15 protein-coding genes and 1 tRNA gene are annotated in these 15427 nt (G+C 48.5%); 10 read left to right on the plus strand and 6 right to left on the minus strand.

The window, feature by feature from the left end:
• Position 1 precedes the first annotated feature (1 nt).
• From F458_RS0113430 to lolB, 3 genes are all read right to left on the minus strand, one after another.
• Positions 2-77: transfer RNA gene (locus F458_RS0113430), tRNA-Gln, on the minus strand.
• Positions 78-84: 7 nt separating this feature from the next.
• Positions 85-963: a 4-(cytidine 5'-diphospho)-2-C-methyl-D-erythritol kinase gene (gene ispE / locus F458_RS0113435; protein ID WP_018983942.1), complete on the minus strand. Its 879-nt coding sequence runs from the start codon at positions 961-963 to the stop codon at positions 85-87.
• Positions 951-1514: a lipoprotein insertase outer membrane protein LolB gene (gene lolB / locus F458_RS0113440; RefSeq protein ID WP_018983943.1), complete on the minus strand. Its 564-nt coding sequence runs from the start codon at positions 1512-1514 to the stop codon at positions 951-953. Before lolB ends, ispE begins: the two co-directional genes overlap by 13 nt.
• Before the next feature lie 157 nt (positions 1515-1671).
• On the opposite strand from lolB, the gene hemA reads away from it, so the two are divergent.
• From hemA to kdsA, 5 genes are all read left to right on the plus strand, one after another.
• On the plus strand, positions 1672-2946 hold the full coding sequence (hemA, locus tag F458_RS0113445) for a glutamyl-tRNA reductase (RefSeq protein WP_018983944.1): 1275 nt from the start codon (positions 1672-1674) through the stop codon (positions 2944-2946).
• Positions 2947-2958: 12 nt separating this feature from the next.
• Positions 2959-4044: a peptide chain release factor 1 gene (gene prfA / locus F458_RS0113450; RefSeq protein WP_018983945.1), complete on the plus strand. Its 1086-nt coding sequence runs from the start codon at positions 2959-2961 to the stop codon at positions 4042-4044.
• Complete coding sequence (gene prmC, locus F458_RS0113455; protein WP_018983946.1) at positions 4044-4871, plus strand: peptide chain release factor N(5)-glutamine methyltransferase; 828 nt, start codon at positions 4044-4046, stop codon at positions 4869-4871. The genes prfA and prmC overlap by 1 nt, the downstream gene beginning before the upstream one ends.
• Before the next feature lie 92 nt (positions 4872-4963).
• Positions 4964-5338 (plus strand): SirB2 family protein, encoded by a 375-nt coding sequence (locus F458_RS0113460; protein WP_018983947.1) that lies wholly within the window; start codon positions 4964-4966, stop codon positions 5336-5338.
• Between the two features lie 15 nt (positions 5339-5353).
• The gene (gene kdsA, locus F458_RS0113465; protein WP_018983948.1) at positions 5354-6208 is read left to right on the plus strand and encodes a 3-deoxy-8-phosphooctulonate synthase; all 855 of its coding nucleotides are present in this window, start codon (positions 5354-5356) and stop codon (positions 6206-6208) included.
• A gap of 75 nt (positions 6209-6283) precedes the next feature.
• Here kdsA and F458_RS0113470 read toward each other — a convergent pair whose 3' ends face one another.
• Positions 6284-6565 (minus strand): hypothetical protein, encoded by a 282-nt coding sequence (locus F458_RS0113470; RefSeq protein WP_018983949.1) that lies wholly within the window; start codon positions 6563-6565, stop codon positions 6284-6286.
• A gap of 214 nt (positions 6566-6779) precedes the next feature.
• Here F458_RS0113470 and F458_RS0113475 point away from each other — a divergent pair, with 214 nt between their 5' ends.
• From F458_RS0113475 to fusA, 5 genes are all read left to right on the plus strand, one after another.
• Positions 6780-7679 (plus strand): transcriptional regulator GcvA, encoded by a 900-nt coding sequence (locus tag F458_RS0113475; RefSeq protein ID WP_018983950.1) that lies wholly within the window; start codon positions 6780-6782, stop codon positions 7677-7679.
• A complete protein-coding gene (locus tag F458_RS0113480) occupies positions 7672-8301 on the plus strand; it encodes an alpha/beta fold hydrolase (RefSeq protein ID WP_018983951.1) in 630 nt (209 codons plus the stop codon). The genes F458_RS0113475 and F458_RS0113480 overlap by 8 nt, the downstream gene beginning before the upstream one ends.
• Before the next feature lie 18 nt (positions 8302-8319).
• Positions 8320-8685: a DUF423 domain-containing protein gene (locus F458_RS0113485; protein ID WP_018983952.1), complete on the plus strand. Its 366-nt coding sequence runs from the start codon at positions 8320-8322 to the stop codon at positions 8683-8685.
• A complete protein-coding gene (gene rlmM, locus F458_RS0113490; RefSeq protein ID WP_018983953.1) occupies positions 8678-9757 on the plus strand; it encodes a 23S rRNA (cytidine(2498)-2'-O)-methyltransferase RlmM in 1080 nt (359 codons plus the stop codon). The genes F458_RS0113485 and rlmM overlap by 8 nt, the downstream gene beginning before the upstream one ends.
• 165 nt (positions 9758-9922) lie before the next feature.
• On the plus strand, positions 9923-12010 hold the full coding sequence (fusA, locus tag F458_RS0113495) for an elongation factor G (RefSeq protein WP_018983954.1): 2088 nt from the start codon (positions 9923-9925) through the stop codon (positions 12008-12010).
• Between the two features lie 400 nt (positions 12011-12410).
• On the opposite strand, the gene F458_RS19600 is transcribed toward fusA, so the two are convergent.
• Entirely contained in the window at positions 12411-14474 is a 2064-nt protein-coding gene (locus tag F458_RS19600) for a transglutaminase family protein (RefSeq protein WP_018983955.1), read from the minus strand.
• Positions 14471-15427 (minus strand): DUF58 domain-containing protein, encoded by a 957-nt coding sequence (locus F458_RS0113505; protein ID WP_018983956.1) that lies wholly within the window; start codon positions 15425-15427, stop codon positions 14471-14473. The genes F458_RS19600 and F458_RS0113505 overlap by 4 nt, the downstream gene beginning before the upstream one ends.

A 15427-nucleotide genomic window follows, 5' to 3' on the forward strand; every position in this document is an offset into this window, starting at 1 on the left:
GTGGCTGGGGTAGCAGGACTCGAACCTACGGATGGCGAGATCAAAACCCGCTGCCTTACCAACTTGGCTATACCCCAATGGTATTTAATTTTTGTCCGGAGCGGCGTTCACTTCTTGTCGTTTTACTTGCAAAGGCGACTCAGCCACACCTTTAGCTACAAAGCCAGTCCAGTCAGCGGGCAATTTTGCCAGTACATCCCGGGCTTCCTGCTGGTTACTAAAAGTGGCGAATACGCACGCCCCTGTGCCCGTCATCCGCGACGGTGCGTAGTGTATCAACCACTGTAATAATTTTGCAACTTCGGGATGCCGTTTACAGACAATTTGCTGGCAATCATTACCGGTGGTCTCAAAATGATAGCTATCCCATGCAATAGGGGCAGTAGAGCGGGGTAAATCCGGCTGCGAAAAAATCTCTGGAGTACTCACCTGGACACCGGGGTTTACAACGAGATACCAATTTTCTGGTAGCGATACGGGCGCAAACTTTTCGCCTACGCCTTCGGCAAAAGCGGTTTGCCCGTGAATAAATACAGGCACATCCGCACCGAGCGCTAAACCGATTGCGGCCAACTCGGCGTCACTTAACTGACAATTCCATAAATGATTTAGGGCGACCAACGTGGTTGCTGCATTAGAGGAGCCGCCACCAATTCCACCGCCCATTGGCAACTGTTTATCCAGGTGAATGGTAACACCTTGCTTTATATTGCAATGCTGCGCAAGCAAGCGGGCCGCTTTTAATATCAGGTTGTCTTCATCGGCCACCCCCGCAAGAGAACTGGCCAGCGCGATCTTTTTGTTATCAGAAATATCAAAGGCCAGGCGGTCCCCAACATCCAGTATCTGAAAGAGCGTCTGCAAGCGATGATAGCCGTTTTCGTAACGGCCGGTAATGTGTAAAAAAAGATTGAGTTTGGCCGGGCTTGGCCACCAGGACAATGACATGACTAAAGGGTCCATTTATCAATGCGGATTTTTATAAATGTATTCGCTTGTTGCGTATTGGTCAGTGTGAGGGCGTGGGGGAGCCATACATCACCAACCTGTCCATAATTAGCATAACTGACTGTCCAGGCACCGCAGCCTTCACACTTTCCCGGTGACAGTGACTGGAGTAGTTGCTTTTCATTTAACTGATACTGATCGGTTGGGCCGGGCAATCCCTTAATCCAGTCAAGTAAGCGTTCGACCGGCAACTGCCAGCCCGTTACGGCCTCTATAACCTGTTTCGGGTCAGTGTTTTCAAACACCTTGTCATCGGCTTTTAACACAGCATGACCGGCAGTATATTTTAAATCAACCAGCGTAATCCCAAGTAAATTCGTTAAACGAAACTGAAAGTCAGGCTGGTCATAACGCCAGTTCAGGTTGGCGCTCATCGCTTCCTGGTTTTGCCGGATAGCCATTTTACCCGACGCTTTCCAGGTGTTGATTTCCTCCAGGGCGGCAAGCTGCGCAGGCAGATCGACCGATTTTTCCGGGCCATCAGGCAGGGTGGTACAGGCTGCCATAATAAAAAGGCAGGACAAAACACAACAAAAACGTAGCAGCATAAGAAAAAATCGATTGGCCTGATTGATCTATATATAGGAACACAATTACAGCAACACTTTCAATAATTTTGCCTTTTTCGTACAATGCCGCTCCGAAGTCGCCAGATGAATATAAATGACCTTACTTGCCCTCGGAATCAATCACAAAACGGCACCTGTTGCTTTACGTGAGAAAGTTGCCTTTACACCAGACTCCCTGGTTTCGGCCCTTTCCTCATTAAAAAAGCAAGACGGGGTTAGTGAAGCTGTCATTGTTTCGACGTGCAACAGGACAGAAATTTACGTTAATGGTGCCTGGCCGACATGTCGGCCGGTGCTAAAGTGGCTGGCTGATTTTCACCGGGTAGATGAAACGCTGATCAACGAACATAGTTATCAATATTCCAAAGGTGAAACAATTCGTCATATTATGCGGGTAGCTGCCGGGCTGGACTCTCTCATTCTGGGCGAGCCGCAGATTCTAGGTCAGGTGAAGCAGGCTTTCAACGATGCCCGTCACAGTGGTACCGTCAGTGCAGAATTTGAGCGGCTCTTTCAGCATACTTTTTCTGTGGCTAAAAAAGTTCGCACCGAAACCGATATTGGCGCCAATGCAGTATCAGTCGCATTTGCCGCAGTACAACTGGCAAAGCATATATTTTCGGCGTTACCCAAGCGTTCAGTGCTGTTAGTGGGCGCTGGCGAAACCATCGAACTGGTAGCTCAGCATCTTAAAGAGCAGGGAGTCGGGCATTTAAGTGTGGCAAATCGTACGGTGGCCCGGGCGCAGAATTTATCTGCCAAGCTGGATGCCGATGTACTTACCCTGGCTCAGGTGCCAGAGCAGCTCCATAACTTTGATATTGTAATCAGCTCCACCGCCAGCCAGTTGCCCCTTATCGGTAAGGGTATGGTGGAAAGAGCGCTCAGGCAACGGCGTAATATTCCCATGTTTTTAGTCGATCTTGCGGTACCCAGGGACATTGAGTCGGAAGTCAATGAACTGGGCGATGCATATCTCTATACAGTGGATGATTTACAGCATATCGTAGAGCAGAATCTGGCCTCGCGGGAAGAAGCCGCCCAGGAAGCAGAACAAATTATCGCTGCACAGGTAGAAACCTATTTATCCTGGCAGCAAAGTCAGCGGTCCATTGATTTGGTCAGACAATTCCGTGAACGCGGCACCGCGCAACGCGATGAGCTGGTGGCCAAAGCACTGGCACAGCTACAGGACGGCAAACAGCCCGAAGATGTTGTCAAAGAGATGGCTTATAAATTAACCAATTCACTGATGCACGGGCCTACCCGGGTTTTGCGGGATGCCGCGTCAACCAGTGATACATCGCTGAAACAGTGGCTGAGTGATTCGCTAGAATTGGATGACCAGTCTAACCAGCGTCAAGAATAAGGTAAAACATTAATGAAAGAGTCGGTTGTCAATAAGCTGGAAAACCTGGTTGAGCGCTTTGACGAGGTACAGGCGTTACTGGGCGATCCCGACGTCATCGGTAATCAGGATAAGTTTCGCGCGCTATCCAAGGAATACAGTCAGTTAGAGGACGTAGTAAAAGGCTTTAATGCTTATCGTCAGGCTGAACAGAACCTGGCCTCTGCCAATGAAATGCTCGAAGAAGATGATGCAGAGATGCGCGAAATGGCGCAGGAAGAGATTAAGTCTGCGAAGGCGGAGCTGGCCGCGCTGGAAGAAGAATTGCAAATTCTGCTGCTGCCCAGAGATCCCAATGATGATCACAGTTGCTTCCTGGAAATACGCGCTGGCGCCGGTGGTGATGAAGCGGCGATTTTTGCCGGAGACTTGTTCCGTATGTACAGCCGTTTCGCTGAACATCAGGGGTGGCGGGTAGAACTGGTCAGTGCCAGTGAAGGCGAGCATGGCGGCTTTAAAGAAGTCATTGCCAATGTGTCCGGAGATGGAGCCTACGGTACGCTGAAGTTTGAGTCAGGAGGCCACCGGGTGCAGCGCGTCCCGGAAACAGAAAGTCAGGGCCGTATTCATACTTCTGCCTGCACCGTTGCTGTGCTGCCTGAGGTGCCGGAATCTGAGGCAATCGACATCAATCCTGCAGACCTGAAAGTTGACACCTTCCGGGCTTCAGGCGCGGGTGGTCAGCATGTTAATAAAACTGACTCGGCCATCCGTATTACCCATATTCCCAGTGGCCTGGTAGTAGAGTGTCAGGATGAACGCTCCCAGCATAAAAACCGGGCTAAGGCGATGTCAGTGTTGCAGGCTCGTCTGAATCAGATTGAAGAAGAAAAACGGGCGGCAGAAGAAGCAACGACCCGCCGCAACCTGGTGGGTAGTGGTGATCGTTCAGAGCGTATTCGCACCTATAACTTCCCTCAGGGCAGGGTCACCGATCACCGTATCAATCTGACCCTGTATCGTCTTGAAGATGTGGTTCAGGGAGATTTGAACGCGCTACTGGAGCCTATTCGACAAGAACATCATGCTGATCTTCTTGCCTCACTTGCGGACGAATAATGCAAATCCAGCAAGCGTTGGCGTGGGCAAAAAGCCAGCTTGCCAGCAGTGACAGCGCAGCACTCGATGCCAGAGTACTGCTTGCGTTTATGCTTGATACGACTCAGGCCTGGTTGCTGACATGGCCTGATAAGATGTTGTCTGAAGCACAGTTTGAACGCTTCAGACAACTGATTGCTCAACGTGCCGAAGGCCGTCCGGTAGCACATATAACTGGCTATCGAGACTTCTGGTCATTGACCCTTAAAGTGTCGCCCACTACGCTTATTCCTCGCCCTGATACTGAAATACTTGTCGAGCAGGCTTTAATGTGTTTACCCGCCGTTGACGCCAATGTGCTGGATTTGGGCACTGGCACTGGTTCCGTTGCACTGGCGATAGCGTCAGAATGCGCGAGTGCGCAGGTAACCGGCGTGGACATCGTCGCTGATGCTGTCGCACTGGCTAAAGACAACGCCCGGCGTAATGCAATTAGTAACGCAACGTTTCTGCAAAGCAATTGGTTTGACGCCGTCCAGGGCGAGCAGTTTTCTGTGATTGTGAGCAATCCACCATATGTAGAAACGCGGAGCCCTTATTTAAGTCAGGGTGATGTAAGGTTTGAACCCGCCAGTGCACTTACTTCCGGACATGATGGGCTGGATGATATTCGCAAGATTATTTGCCAGGCCCGTGGTTTTTTAAATGCCGAAGGGTGGTTGTTACTGGAGCATGGTTTTGATCAGGGTGAAGCGATTCAGGCGTTAATGCGAAACAACAAGTATGAAGATATAGCTACCATCTGCGATTTGGCTGGACATCCAAGAGTCACTTTAGGCCGGCGGTAATTAAGGCTACCCGTGCATTGCGCTATCGGCGCTGAGTTGCGATAGTAAACTATTTTTGACGAGTCATGTTCCCACACTAAGAAGGAAAATCTATGTACATGATGGCTAAACACCTCCATTTAACCGCCGTGGCGCTCAGTATACTGCTGTTTATATTACGCTTTATTTTACTTCAGGCCAGCCCCAGGGTGCTGGAGCAGAAATGGGCAAAAATTCTTCCTCATGTTATTGATACGGTACTACTGGCCAGTGCGCTGTGGCTGTGTGCCATCTTGTCGCAGTGGCCATTTGTCAACGACTGGCTTACCTTCAAAGTAGTTGGCCTGGTGATCTACATTTTAATGGGTATGTTTGCACTGAAGTGGGGGCGCTCAGCACCGCTGCGCTGGATAGGCTTCATTGGCGCACTGACCTGGATAGTGCTTATCGCCCGCGTCGCATTTACTAAACAAGCAATCATTTTTTAATTAAGGGTTTTCTATATGTCAGTTTCTAACCGGGTCATTCACGTGGGTAATACCCAAGTTGCCAATGATTTACCATTTGTGTTGTTTGGCGGCATGAATGTGCTTGAATCACGTGATATGGCGCTGCGTATCGCTGAGCACTATAAGGAAGTTACATCCCGGCTGGGCATTCCTTATGTTTTTAAAGCTTCGTTTGATAAGGCCAACCGATCCTCGGTACATTCATTTCGCGGACCTGGACTGGATGAAGGACTGAAAATCTTTGAAGAAATCAAATCCACATTCGATGTGCCGTTAATTACCGATGTTCACGAACCTCATCAGGCACAGCCAGTGGCTGATGTGGTTGATGTTATTCAGCTGCCTGCCTTTTTAGCCCGCCAGACTGATCTGGTGGTAGCGATGGCCGAAACCGGTGCTGTTATCAACGTTAAAAAGCCCCAATTTCTTGCGCCCCATGAAATGCGCCACATTATTACAAAGCTGGGCGAAGCGGGTAATGACAAAGTTATCTTATGTGAACGCGGGAGCTGTTTTGGTTACAACAACCTGGTGGTAGATATGCTTGGCATGGATGCCATGAAAGACTATGGGCCGGTGATTTTTGATGCCACTCACGCACTGCAAATGCCTGGAGGTCGTGAATCTTCCGCTGATGGTCGCCGTGCGCAGGCCGCTCAATTAGCCAGAAGTGGGATGGCTCTGGGATTAGCCGGATTATTCATTGAGGCCCACCCTGAACCGGATAACGCCAAATGTGATGGCCCTTGTGCGCTACCATTAGCCAAACTTGAGCCCTATCTGAAGCAAATGAAGGCGCTGGATGCGTTGATTAAAGGGTTTGCCCCTCTGGATACATCTGATAAATAAACTGAGTGTTACTTAAACCGTCTGATCATACAGGCAAGCGGCGCTTGCCTGTATCATATCAGGTGTAGAAAAACGTTATTCGCCGGCGCTGGTTTGCGGCTTAGTTGCCACCTTTGCTGGCTGATAGGCCAACTGTATGTCAGTTAGATATTTGGCTTTACCCTGGTCAAGGGTCACTTTAACCTGTCTGGCAATAACGTCTTTAATATCAAGATTAGCCTTAACGACGTCATTATCGAGATTGACGGTAACGCCGTTTTTTTCTGCATATTGGGTATTTTCAAGGTTATCTGCCTGTGCAGTCGCCGCGCTGACAAAGGCCAATACCGAAACAGATGATAGAAGTAGCTTTTTCATTTTACACCTAATAGAATTTATATAAGATTTATATCACAGTTGTTAAAACTGTTAACAAAGTTATCTTGTAACTTGCTGTTAACAAAGAGTCTTTTTTATTTCGTGTAAATAGTAGTCACTTTCTGCTTATTTTTAAAACGAATAAAAGTATGGGTGTTCCATTAAAAAATCTAATGCTTTTGTCATTTATTCTTCATACGGTGAGGCCTGATTCATGCAACGTCGTTTACCTCCGCTAAATGCGCTTAAAGCCTTTGAGGCTGCAGCCCGACATTTAAGTTTTACCAAAGCGGCTGATGAACTGTTCGTCACTCAGGCAGCTGTCAGTCATCAGATTAAAGCGCTTGAAGAATACTTATCCATGAAGCTGTTTATCCGGCGCAATCGAACCTTACTGCTGACGGAAGAGGGGCAGGCCTACTTTCTGGAATTAAAAGATATATTTAAAAGTTTGCAGGAAGCCACCGACAAGCTGCTTGCCAAGGGCAGTAAAGGCGCTATTACCGTAGCTATGCCGCCGAGTTTTGCCTCACAATGGCTGGTACCCAGGATCAGTAAATTCAGCCTTGACCATCCCGATATTGATGTACGCATCAAAGCAGTGGATTTTGATGAAGGCTTTTTAGACGACGATGTAGATGTAGCAATCTATTATGGTAAGGGACGCTGGTCGGGCGTAAAGGCAGATAAGCTGCACAATGAATTTCTGACACCGCTGTGTGCACCAAGTCTTTTCAGCGGCCCGAAACCGCTTTCCAGCCTGGCGGATTTAAAACATCATGTTCTGTTGCATGATTTAAGCCGGGAAGCCTGGAAAAACTGGCTTCGTCAAGTGGGCGTGCCCGGGGTTAACGTTAATCAGGGGCCGGTTTTCAGCCACTCTATGCTGGTTCTGCAGGCCGCTGCGCTGGGGCAGGGTATAGCATTGGCCAATACAATTCTGGCACGGCCAGAGTTAGACGCCGGTCGGTTGATTATGCCGTTTTCTGAACGCGTTGAGAGTCGCGATGCGTTTTACGTTGTCTGTGACGAAGCACAGGCAGATTTAGGCAAAATAGCCGCTTTTCGTGAATGGATTCTGGCCCAGGTTGAAGAGGAGCAGGATAATGTTTGATTATCAGGTTAGCCGCACCGAAGCCCCGTTTTGTCGTCTTGTGCTGGCTCATGGCGCCGGTGCGGGTTATCAGACAGCGTTTATGACACAAATGGCAGATTATCTGGCGGCTCGTAATATCGAAGTCTGGCGATTTAACTTTCCTTATATGCAGACAATGCAAGCCACAGGAAAACGCCGTCCGCCGGATAGAATGCCCACACTGGAAACCCATTTTCTCGCCGTGCTGAATCAGATTGCTGATAGCGAAGTGTCGTTACCGTTATTTGTGGGTGGCAAGTCTATGGGAGGGCGAGTGGCCACCCATATCCTGTCACAATCACATGCATTGGGCGCGGTGGTATTGGGTTATCCCTTTCACCCGCCGGCCAGACCCGATAAGCTTAGGACCGAACACTTTGCACAATTATCCAAACCTGTTTGCATTTGCCAGGGGGAGCGTGACACATTTGGCACCCGCGCAGAGATAGATAGCTATCATTTGCCTGACACCGTTAGCGTGTCTTTTCTTCCCGATGGCGATCATAGTTTACAACCCCGGCGGCGCAGCGGTAAAACCCTGGATGACAATATGCAGCAGACAGCCCAAATCGCTGCCACATTTATGCACGACCAGGTGTAGGAGACCAATGTGAGACTAATGATAATACTTGGCGCGATCAGTGCCCTGATGGCGGTAATTTTTGGCGCGCTGGCTGCCCACGGTCTTGATGGGGTGCTAGGAGAACGCGCGTTAGAATCGTTCAAAACAGCAGTTCAGTACCAGATGTACCACAGCCTGGCTGTTTTGCTGGTTATCGCGTTGCCCCAGTTGCATGCACGGCTGGCACGGCTTGCCTCAGTCTGCTTTTTGTCAGGGATAGTGCTGTTTAGTGGCAGTATTTATCTACTGACGCTGGCAGGGCTAAGCTGGCTGGGGCCGGTGACGCCCGTTGGTGGCGGGATTATGATAGTGGGCTGGCTTTTAGTGATTGTGGCGACAATAAAAGGAGCACGCAATGTCTAGCCTGCTGGCCTATTGTCGTTCTGGCTATGAGACCGACTTAGCAAAAGAGCTGACGGAAAAAGCAATAGCGTTAAATTGTATGGGTTATCCCAGGTTTCTGCCCGGCCAGGGCTATGTTAAGTATATTTGTTATAACGCTGCTGATGCTGATACGTTGGGTAAAAAGCTGGCGGTAAGCGATACCATTTTTGCCCGGCAGATGTTTGTCGTGACGGATCATCTTGAGCAACTCGATAAAGCGGACCGGCTGGGGCCCGTTCTGGCCGCGATAAAAGCAAATGATAACCCGGCGATGAAAAATGGTATTTTATACGTCGACCATGCTGACACCGATGATGGCAAAGCACTGGCGAAGCTGTGCCGCAAGTTTGCCGTGGTGTTACGTCAGTCTCTGCGAAAGAATCATTGTCTTACCTACAAAGAACAACCGCACGGTCGCGCTATCCATGTTTTTTTCACTGATTTTGATACCTGTCAGGTTGGATATTCTTATCCTGGCTGTCGCAGCAATCACGCTAACGGTATTTACAGACTGAAGTTTCCCACCGGTGCCCCCAGCCGATCTACCCTGAAACTGGAAGAGGCAATTCTTACCATGCTGACCGAACAGGAGCGAGACGAGGTGCTGCGTGCCGGCAGCAGAGCTGTCGATTTGGGCGCTTGTCCCGGTGGCTGGACTTACCAGCTGGTCAGGCGGGGCATGTATGTAGAAGCGATTGATAACGGCGAGATTGACGCCTCTTTGATGGCCTCAGGCCAGGTGGAACACTTCGCCGCTGATGGATTTACTTATCAGCCTCAAATGGGCCGTGTAGAACTACTTGTTTGTGATATGATAGAGCAACCTAACCGAGTGGCAAAGCTCATGGGTGACTGGCTGGTGCATCGCCTGGCTGAACATGCCATCTTTAATTTGAAGTTACCTATGAAAAAACGTTTTGAAACAGTCAGCGAGGCAATCGCTTTGTTGCAGGAACGGTTAGACAAACTTGATCATGAGTTTGTCACATGTTTTAAGCATCTATATCATAATCGCGATGAAATAACGGTGACTGTAGTGCGCAAAGTTTAATTTGCGCTAATCGCGATAATTTATTGAATAATAAGTAATAATTTAAATGGTGGCGTGGAACCGCTGGATAAGTTTTATACTTTTTGCGGAAAGGGCTGTCAATCTGGTATTGAAATCCTTTATAATCCCGCCGTTTTTTTACTCTGAACCAACGAAAGTGAACTAATGGCAGACTTATCTCTATACAGAAATATTGGTATTTTCGCGCACGTAGACGCGGGTAAAACCACCACAACTGAACGTATTTTGAAACTTACCGGTAAAATTCATAAAACCGGTGAAGTGCACGATGGTGAGTCAACAACTGACTTTATGGATCAGGAAGCGGAGCGTGGTATCACAATCCAGTCAGCTGCGACCACCTGTTTCTGGAAAGACCACCGTCTGAACATCATTGATACGCCTGGACACGTTGACTTTACTGTTGAAGTTTATCGTTCACTGAAAGTCCTGGACGGTGGTATCGGTGTATTCTGTGGTTCTGGTGGTGTTGAGCCACAATCAGAAACCAACTGGCGTTATGCCAACGAATCGGGCGTTGCACGGGTTATCTTCGTCAACAAGTTGGACCGTATGGGTGCAGACTTCTATCGTGTAATCGGTCAAATCAAAAAAGTACTGGGTGCTAAGCCTGTAGTCATGACATTGCCCATCGGTATCGAAGATGAATTCAACGGTATTATCGATGTACTTGAAGAAAAAGCATACATCTGGGACGAGACCGGTCTGCCAGAGAACTTTGAAGTATGTGATGTTCCTGAAGACATGAAAGATAAAGTTGCCCAGTACCGTGAAGAGCTGATTGAAACAGCGGTAGAAATGGACGACGATCTGATGATGGCTTATATGGATGGTGAAATGCCATCTATTGATGATATCAAGCGTTGTATCCGTAAAGGCACACGTGATCTTGAGTTCTTCCCGACTTATTGTGGTTCTGCTTTTAAAAATAAAGGTGTGCAGCTGGTTCTTGACGGTGTTCTTGAATATCTGCCAAACCCAACAGAAGTTGATCCTCAGCCGTTGACTGACAAAGATACCGGTGAAGCGACGGGTGAACACGCGATTGTCTCTAAAGACGAGCCATTCCGTGCCCTGGCGTTTAAAATTATGGACGACCGCTTTGGTGCGCTTACCTTCGTACGTGTTTATTCAGGTGTGCTTAACAAGGGTGATACCATCCTTAACAGTGCTACGGGGAAAACAGAGCGAATTGGCCGTATGGTTGAAATGCATGCTAATGACCGCACAGAACTGACCACCGCTCATGCGGGTGACATTCTTGCTATTGTTGGTATGAAAAACGTACAAACTGGTCATACGCTGTGTGCTACCAGCAACCCTTGTACGCTTGAGCCGATGATTTTCCCTGAGCCGGTAATCTCTATTGCAGTTAAGCCAAAAGATAAAGGCGCCACTGAAAAAATGGGCATCGCTATCGGCAAACTGGTTTCTGAAGATCCTTCCTTCCAGGTTGAAACTGACGAAGACTCAGGCGAAACCATTCTTAAGGGAATGGGTGAGCTGCACCTTGATATCAAAGTTGATATTCTGAAGCGTACTTATGGTGTTGAGCTTGAAGTAGGTCAACCACAGGTTGCTTACCGCGAGTCTATCACTCAGGAAATCGAAGATAGCTATACGCATAAGAAGCAATCTGGTGGTTCTGGTCAGTTCGGTAAAATTGATTATCGTATCAAGCCAGGCGAAACAAACTCTGGTTACACCTTTACCTCAACAGTTGTGGGCGGAAACGTACCAAAAGAGTTTTTCCCTGCCATTGAGAAAGGTTTCAAAGGCATGATGGATCAAGGCCCTCTGGCTGGATATCCGGTGCTTGACGTAGAGATTGAGCTGTTCGATGGTGCGTTCCACGCCGTTGACTCATCAGCAGTAGCTTTCGAAATTGCTGCGAAAGGTGCATATCGTCAGTCAATGCCTAAAGCTGGTCCGCAGATTCTTGAACCGATCATGAAAGTGGACGTGTTTACACCAGATGATCACGTAGGTGATGTTATTGGTGATTTGAACCGTCGTCGCGGTATGATTAAAGACCAGGAAGCAGGCGTAACAGGCGTTCGCATTAAGGCTGATGTACCACTTTCTGAAATGTTTGGTTATATTGGTCAGTTGCGTACAATGACCTCTGGTCGTGGTCAGTTCTCAATGGAGTTCAGCCACTACGCATCATGCCCGCAGAATGTTGCAGATAAAGTTATCGAAGAAGCAAAAGCCCGCAAAGACGCGAAGTAAAAGCTTTTCAGGTAATAGCAAAAACCCGCCTTACAGGCGGGTTTTTTTATATCCTTTGTATGCTTTACTCAAAGCCTGATGGTTATTTTTGTTGCATAGGCCCACGTAAAATGGCGACATGGTGCTTAGTTATTTTTGTCGCATTCTTGCTGACTATGTCAATCCCCTGGCTGATGATTCGCAGACGGCCACGTACCAAAAATATTGTTACTGTGGCCTGTTCACCCGGCATTTTATTAAGGCGGGGCCACCCTATGCATCTTAAAGCGACGATGATTTCACATGTCACCCAATGGCCTGGCGGTGTTATTTTAAGCAGTGGGCCATTTCAGGTCGCTGTTATTATTGTGCCCCGGTGGGCGCGCGCAATTTTGATTTATCGTTTACAACATTACTTTCCCTATGCACTGGTAGTAGACGAAACAGACAAGCCCTTGCCCCGGTATTTTAAGTACTTACGTAAAGCATAATGCTGATTGCGTAGCAGGGTTCGTTTTTTGCGATCTGCTTTACCCGGTAAATAGCGAATAGTCTCGAAGGTATCGACAAACTTTGCGAAGAGTAAAAAGGCATCCTTATCCAGCACGGGTTGCAAGGACCGAAGATACTGACGAGCCGATAAATGCGCTCTTTCAATTCCGGTCAGTTTTTGCAATTGCAGAGCAAGACTATCAAACAGGCGCTGAGGCTCATCAGCATGTTTTTGCGCCGGTCGGGGTACAAAGTATAACGCCAGCAAACCTGTGATAAACAGTAATATCACCAATCCAAACAAGGCCAGGGTAGTGGTCGTTTTTTTGCCCAGCATATTTTTGAATAGAGTATCTTGCTGGTCGCTGTCAAAGCCTAATACCCAACGGCTCCACTGATAGTTGATGGTATCTACCATTGAAAACATACTACTTAACAGCACTGAGTCATGGGCGCCGGCTCTTGAAAAAAGCGGTAAGTCAGCGTGTTGATCCGCCATAGATTGCTGAAAGCCATACTGCAAACGTGAGAGTGCCACCATCGCGGTAGGGTCGAAACGTTGCCAGGTTTTTCCGTCCACCGCCGCTTCCACCCATGCATGCGCGTCGTACTGAAAGATACTGACTACATTATCGGTAAGTTTTTCGCCGCCCTGATAGCCCGAGACCACTCGAGCGGGAATTCCTACCAGTCGCAGAACATAGGCCATTGCACTGGCATAATGGGCGCAAAAGCCGGTCTGATTGTCGAATAAAAAAGCATCTACCGGATTTGCTGGCATCGCTGGAGGGGTCAGCGTGTATGAAAAACCCTGGTTAGCAAAATATGTCATTATCGCATCGGCAAGCTCATCATCACTGGAATAACGGGCTCGTAATTGTGCCGCCCAGCGCCGCGTACGCTCATTGTTGTTTGCAGCAGGCAGCTGTAAATTTATCTTGCTGTCGATCCCACTAGTCGCCAGAGGGCGGGGCGCCTTTAAATCACTGACCAAAGCAAATGCTTGTTTGCTCATAACCGGTTGACGTGCTGAAACAGAAAAATCATCGTTGAATTGCGTTTTGGCCCGAGTGCTGTCATTCCCTGGCCCGGTAACATTTAGCGAATACAACCACCGCTGTGATGAGGGTTCCACCATTAATTGATAGGCTGTGCCAGTGCTTTGAGATACTACGGGTAAACGGGATATGCCATAACTTTGCAGCATCTGCTGTTGCTTTCGGTAAGGGCTTAGCTGCCAGGTTTTACCGTCAAACTGCTCCAGTACCATTGCCCGCCAGTAACGCTCCGTCGGGGGCGGAACAGATAAATCGAAGGTAGCCGTAAAGACGCGCTCAGACGATTGGGTCAGTTTGGCGATATCGCCCGGCGTCATGGTATCGCTGAGCCCGGTTTGCGTGCTTTTACCCGCCGGCATTCCCCACAATGGTGGCAGCCGGGGGATTACAACAAACAATAAGCAAGCGACAGGCAATGCTTGTAGCCCCATTTTTAATATCGCACTTAACTGTTTTTTAAATGCTAATTGCGGCGCATAAAGTTGTTGCAAGCTAAGCATAATCAACAGCAAAACCATACTGAGCATCAGAGTGATGGCCATTGACTGATGAAAAATAAGTGCACAACCCACCAGAAATAACGCGCAGGCGGCTAATTGCAGGAAATCCCGTCGCTGACGCAGGCTTAGCAGTTTTAACGCACAACCTGTTATCAGTAAGTTAACCATGATTTCCAGCAAGCCCTGCTGGCGGCTTAACCATGCCAGTGAAATACAGGCCAGAATAGCCAGTAAATTGATCAAACGAGAGCTCAGGCGCTGTGTCTGACCCACGCGATATATATAAATTCGAATGGTGGCGCTGCACAGCATCATGAGTATTACCCATGCCTTTAGCGGCTGGTGCAGCGTCAGGGTCAGGATGACCAGGGCAATACTTAAAATGAGCGTGGCTCGATGTCCCTGAGTAGGAAGACTGAAAGGTATTGCTGTCATACCGATGTTCCGATGGTACTCAATGCACGCAGGCACTTATCACGATGTTCTCGCCCGCTTGAGGCGGGGTAACTGTGACTACCAATCTGCAAAGAAAAAGGGCGCTGGATGCGACTAAGTTCCACCACCTGATAAGCTGTCCTGCTGATAACTTGCTCAAGGTTGCGGCTGGCCGGATTAACCGAGAGCTGTAAAGTCTGACTGGCAGGTTCGCTGAAAGATTTAATCATCGGCTGGTTGCCGCAGGCTAATGACTTCCACGCGATTCGCTGGATAGGATCGCCATCCTGATACGTGCGTAGATTTTCAAAATCTTCCAGCCCCTGGGCTCTGGTAGCACCGTCACCCGAGATGGTTTGATGGGGGATATGTTTGAGACTGTGCTTTTCAAGGGCAGGGAACACAGTCATCGGTTGAGCAAAGTCCAGATGCGTCCAGCAACGAAATAACCCTAATGGAAAATCACTGCTGAATGTTACTCTGGGCAGGGAAAACACACCCCTGCGATAGGTTGACCGAGGCAGACTGATATGATGCTTATCTTCATCAAGATCGATCACTATTCCCTTTTGGTGGCCCCACCATTTTATATTCAGTAACCCGCTGGGCCTGTGGTGCGAGTGGGAAGCGATCTGGATATGAAAAAGAGCATCATCCCCCGCGTAAACCGTGCTGATCCCTTTGGCCTGAATCTGCAATCGGGCAAAATTCTGATAACTGATAAACATATGCAACAGGGCAATGGTGATAAAGAAATAGCAAAGCAGTAGCAGGAGGTTATTTTGATAGTTGGTACCCAGGACGAACAGCGCAAGGCATAGCACAAAATAGATGCCACCAAACAGCGTTGGCATAATAAAGACCGATTGCATGTTCAGCGAATGGCGTCGACCACCGGGGATGCGTGCAGCCAGCCATTTTAACAACAAGCGATTTTTAACTGCACTTAACAT

Source organism: Salinimonas chungwhensis DSM 16280, from assembly GCF_000378185.1.
GTDB lineage: Bacteria > Pseudomonadota > Gammaproteobacteria > Enterobacterales > Alteromonadaceae > Alteromonas > Alteromonas chungwhensis.

What these genes read in the sequence shown, in the direction of transcription:
- ispE (WP_018983942.1), bottom strand. Translation starts at nt 963, where the DNA reads ATGGACCCTTTAGTCATGTCATTGTCCTGGTGGCCAAGCCCGGCCAAA.
- lolB (WP_018983943.1), bottom strand. Translation starts at nt 1,514, where the DNA reads ATGGCAGCCTGTACCACCCTGCCTGATGGCCCGGAAAAATCGGTCGAT.
- hemA (WP_018983944.1), top strand. Translation starts at nt 1,672, where the DNA reads ATGACCTTACTTGCCCTCGGAATCAATCACAAAACGGCACCTGTTGCT.
- prfA (WP_018983945.1), top strand. Translation starts at nt 2,959, where the DNA reads ATGAAAGAGTCGGTTGTCAATAAGCTGGAAAACCTGGTTGAGCGCTTT.
- prmC (WP_018983946.1), top strand. Translation starts at nt 4,044, where the DNA reads ATGCAAATCCAGCAAGCGTTGGCGTGGGCAAAAAGCCAGCTTGCCAGC.
- F458_RS0113460 (WP_018983947.1), top strand. Translation starts at nt 4,964, where the DNA reads ATGTACATGATGGCTAAACACCTCCATTTAACCGCCGTGGCGCTCAGT.
- kdsA (WP_018983948.1), top strand. Translation starts at nt 5,354, where the DNA reads ATGTCAGTTTCTAACCGGGTCATTCACGTGGGTAATACCCAAGTTGCC.
- F458_RS0113470 (WP_018983949.1), bottom strand. Translation starts at nt 6,565, where the DNA reads ATGAAAAAGCTACTTCTATCATCTGTTTCGGTATTGGCCTTTGTCAGC.
- F458_RS0113475 (WP_018983950.1), top strand. Translation starts at nt 6,780, where the DNA reads ATGCAACGTCGTTTACCTCCGCTAAATGCGCTTAAAGCCTTTGAGGCT.
- F458_RS0113480 (WP_018983951.1), top strand. Translation starts at nt 7,672, where the DNA reads ATGTTTGATTATCAGGTTAGCCGCACCGAAGCCCCGTTTTGTCGTCTT.
- F458_RS0113485 (WP_018983952.1), top strand. Translation starts at nt 8,320, where the DNA reads ATGATAATACTTGGCGCGATCAGTGCCCTGATGGCGGTAATTTTTGGC.
- rlmM (WP_018983953.1), top strand. Translation starts at nt 8,678, where the DNA reads ATGTCTAGCCTGCTGGCCTATTGTCGTTCTGGCTATGAGACCGACTTA.
- fusA (WP_018983954.1), top strand. Translation starts at nt 9,923, where the DNA reads ATGGCAGACTTATCTCTATACAGAAATATTGGTATTTTCGCGCACGTA.
- F458_RS19600 (WP_018983955.1), bottom strand. Translation starts at nt 14,474, where the DNA reads ATGACAGCAATACCTTTCAGTCTTCCTACTCAGGGACATCGAGCCACG.
- F458_RS0113505 (WP_018983956.1), bottom strand. Translation starts at nt 15,427, where the DNA reads ATGTTAAGTGCAGTTAAAAATCGCTTGTTGTTAAAATGGCTGGCTGCA.